The 2,576-nt window shown below is 45.5% G+C and carries 3 protein-coding genes; 2 read left to right on the top strand and 1 reads right to left on the bottom strand.

Annotated elements, in window-relative coordinates; translation table 11 throughout:
* Nucleotides 1-110 precede the first annotated feature (110 nt).
* Nucleotides 111-431, bottom strand: a complete 321-nt coding sequence (locus PLL47_RS14760) for a YgaP family membrane protein (RefSeq protein ID WP_324447323.1) — start codon at nucleotides 429-431, stop codon at nucleotides 111-113.
* 111 nt (nucleotides 432-542) lie between these two features.
* Between PLL47_RS14760 and PLL47_RS14755 the strand changes: the two genes are divergently transcribed.
* Together PLL47_RS14755 and PLL47_RS14750 are read left to right on the top strand one after the other, a co-directional pair.
* On the top strand, nucleotides 543-1,817 hold the full coding sequence (locus PLL47_RS14755; protein ID WP_324447321.1) for a YcaO-related McrA-glycine thioamidation protein: 1,275 nt from the start codon (nucleotides 543-545) through the stop codon (nucleotides 1,815-1,817).
* Nucleotides 1,818-1,849: 32 nt separating this feature from the next.
* Nucleotides 1,850-2,515 (top strand): TfuA-related McrA-glycine thioamidation protein, encoded by a 666-nt coding sequence (locus PLL47_RS14750; RefSeq protein WP_324447319.1) that lies wholly within the window; start codon nucleotides 1,850-1,852, stop codon nucleotides 2,513-2,515.
* Nucleotides 2,516-2,576: the final 61 nt, after the last annotated feature.

Below are 2,576 nucleotides of genomic sequence, written 5' to 3'. Positions count from 1 at the left end.
CCCCCACTATTAAAAATAAGAAAGTATGATCAATTCCTTACACATTCCATTATTTGGCATGAAAGTACTTCCAAATACTTTCATTCTTTGGGCATGTTATTCGAAGAATATCATGCACGTTTTTTCTTTGCAGTACTGATTCCAGGAATAGCATAAGGAGTGCAGTGCCTCAGGATTGAACTGTAGAGACCCGTAAAAGCTACCAGGGCAACAATCCATTTCCATGGTGATCTTTTCACAATACCTGCTGCCAGCGCGAGAATTGCAAGTATCCCGAATATGGTTCTGAAAAGAAGGTCAAAACCTCCTACATTTTCTTCCAGAAACAATTTTTCAAGATTCGCTGGACAAAACCCCCTTATAAGCCCTCTTACATACTTATAGACCCCGCAATATATAGCGTTATTCTGATAGTATTCCTGTATCTCCATTATTTGTCAAGATAAGTACCCTTGCAACAGCTACAAAACCCCCTGTGAAAAAAATCCGTAAATCCCGAAAAATCACAAAATATATAACAAGAGATGAGTAGGTTTCTAACTATGCCCGAGATAAAAATTGACAGATCTCTTTCATACATCGAAGGCACGCAGCGCGTGTACGATGAAGCTACAACCCTTGAAAACACAAAAGATCAGATAAAAAAGATAGGAGTTACCCGAATTGCAGATATCACAAACCTGGACAGGCTTGGAATTCCGATATTCTCTGCAATCCGCCCCAGTGCAGCCCCGGGAGCTATCAGCATTTACTCAGGCAAAGGTTCAACCGAACAGAGAGCCCGTATTTCGGCAATAATGGAAAGCTTTGAGCGCTGCCTGGCAGAAAGACCCGGCCTGAACGCAAACATTGCTGGTGACATTTCAGCCCCCGCTCTTGTTGAATCCTACCTGAACGCCAGGGAAAACTACACTGTCCTTGACCCCGGCACCCTGCTCCTTTCCCAGCCCTATAACCCGAGTTCCCTTCTTGAGTGGGTAGAAGCATACGACCTTCTGAATAAAGAAGAAGTCTTTGTGAGCGCAAATGCGGTATTCCACCCTTATGACGGTCCGGGTCAGTGTCAGAAACTATTCCTTAGCAATACCAACGGGCTGGCTTCGGGAAATGTGCTGGAGGAAGCCATCCTTCACGGGCTTCTTGAGGTTATAGAAAGGGATGCAATCAGCATAGCCCAGTATACCAGGGACCTTGGAAAAGAGATCGTGCTCACCGAAGAAGATGGATACGTCTATGAGCTTGCCCGGAAGTTCAAAGATGCCGGAATAGACCTCAAAGTCTGGCTTGTCCCGACTGACACAGGAATCCCTACAATCATCGCGGCAACCGATGATGTAAAATTGAAAGACCCGGCTCTCCTGGTCATGGGAGCAGGTTCCCACCTGAAACCCGAGATCGCGATTGCAAGAGCAATAACTGAAGCTGCACAGTCAAGAGTTGTACAGATTCAGGGCGCAAGGGAAGATACAGATAGGGAAGGCTTTATCCGAAGTGTAGGCTACGACCGCATGAAGCGCCTGAACTGGTTCTGGTTCGAAGAAGGAGAGAAAATTTCCCTTTCAGAGGTTCAGGACATCTCTAAAAAGAGCCCTGCAGAAAATATTGATGTTATTCTTGAGAAATTGAAGGGCCTCGCCGAAAGAGTGCTTGTTATTGACCTCTCAAGAGAAGAAGTTGCAGTGCCTGTAGTAAGAGTAATTATTCCGGGCTTTGAACTTTTTACAATCGACCGCGACCGTAAAGGAAAGAGAATAAACGCCGGAAAGAAAAGGGAGATTTCCAGAGACAGAAACGATAAGCCGTGGAAAAGAAGATAACGCCGCGAAAAAATTAAGCTGTGGAAAAGAAGATGAAAGAAAAAGCAGTCATTTTTACCGGAAACAGCATAAGCCACGAGGATGCAAAAAAAATCCTCAGGGCAAACTACCAGCCCCCTGTACGCAGGTTCCAGCTTGAAAAATTTGTCCAGCAGGGGTATAAGGTCATTGGAATCATAGATGGAATTTTCTTTGACCGGGCTGCTGTCGGGCACAGAGAGATAATTTCTGCACTTAATGCAGGAGTAAAGGTTGTAGGCGGCGCAAGCATGGGGGCTCTCCGAGCTTCTGAACTGGACACGCACGGCATGATAGGCGTCGGAAAAGTCTATGAGTGGTACAGGGACGGCGTTATTGAGTCTGACGATGAGGTAGCTGTAAGCACCAACCCTGATACCTTTGAGCCCATTTCCGTGCCCCTGGTGAACATGCGGGAAACCCTTAAAGCCGCTCTGGATGCAGGAATTGTGAGCGAAAAAGAACACAAAGACCTTCTGGAGCTTGCAATCACTACTTACTACCCTGACCGGAGCTATCTCGGGCTTACAAAAGAAGGAGCTAAAAAAGGGCTGATTTCTGAAGAAAAAAGGAAGGAACTGCTTAATTTTTGCATTAACAGCGAAATCGACGTAAAAAGGCAGGACGCGGTTCTCGTGATTGAGACCGTAAAAAAGCTGGTTGAAGAGACTGAAATTTAAAGTCTCTTCCATGCGTCATCGGTTAAGCGTTAGACAAGCTCTTCTCTATGTGTTTTTATAT

Origin of the sequence: Methanosarcina sp., from assembly GCF_035390745.1 — an archaeon.
Taxonomy (GTDB): domain Archaea; phylum Halobacteriota; class Methanosarcinia; order Methanosarcinales; family Methanosarcinaceae; genus Methanosarcina.
This window is presented reverse-complemented; position numbering and strand designations above follow the sequence as displayed.

Bases quoted from the DNA above. Each gene is read 5' to 3' on its own strand.
- PLL47_RS14760 (WP_324447323.1), bottom strand. From the start codon at position 431: ATGGAGATACAGGAATACTATCAGAATAACGCTATATATTGCGGGGTC.
- PLL47_RS14755 (WP_324447321.1), top strand. From the start codon at position 543: ATGCCCGAGATAAAAATTGACAGATCTCTTTCATACATCGAAGGCACG.
- PLL47_RS14750 (WP_324447319.1), top strand. From the start codon at position 1,850: ATGAAAGAAAAAGCAGTCATTTTTACCGGAAACAGCATAAGCCACGAG.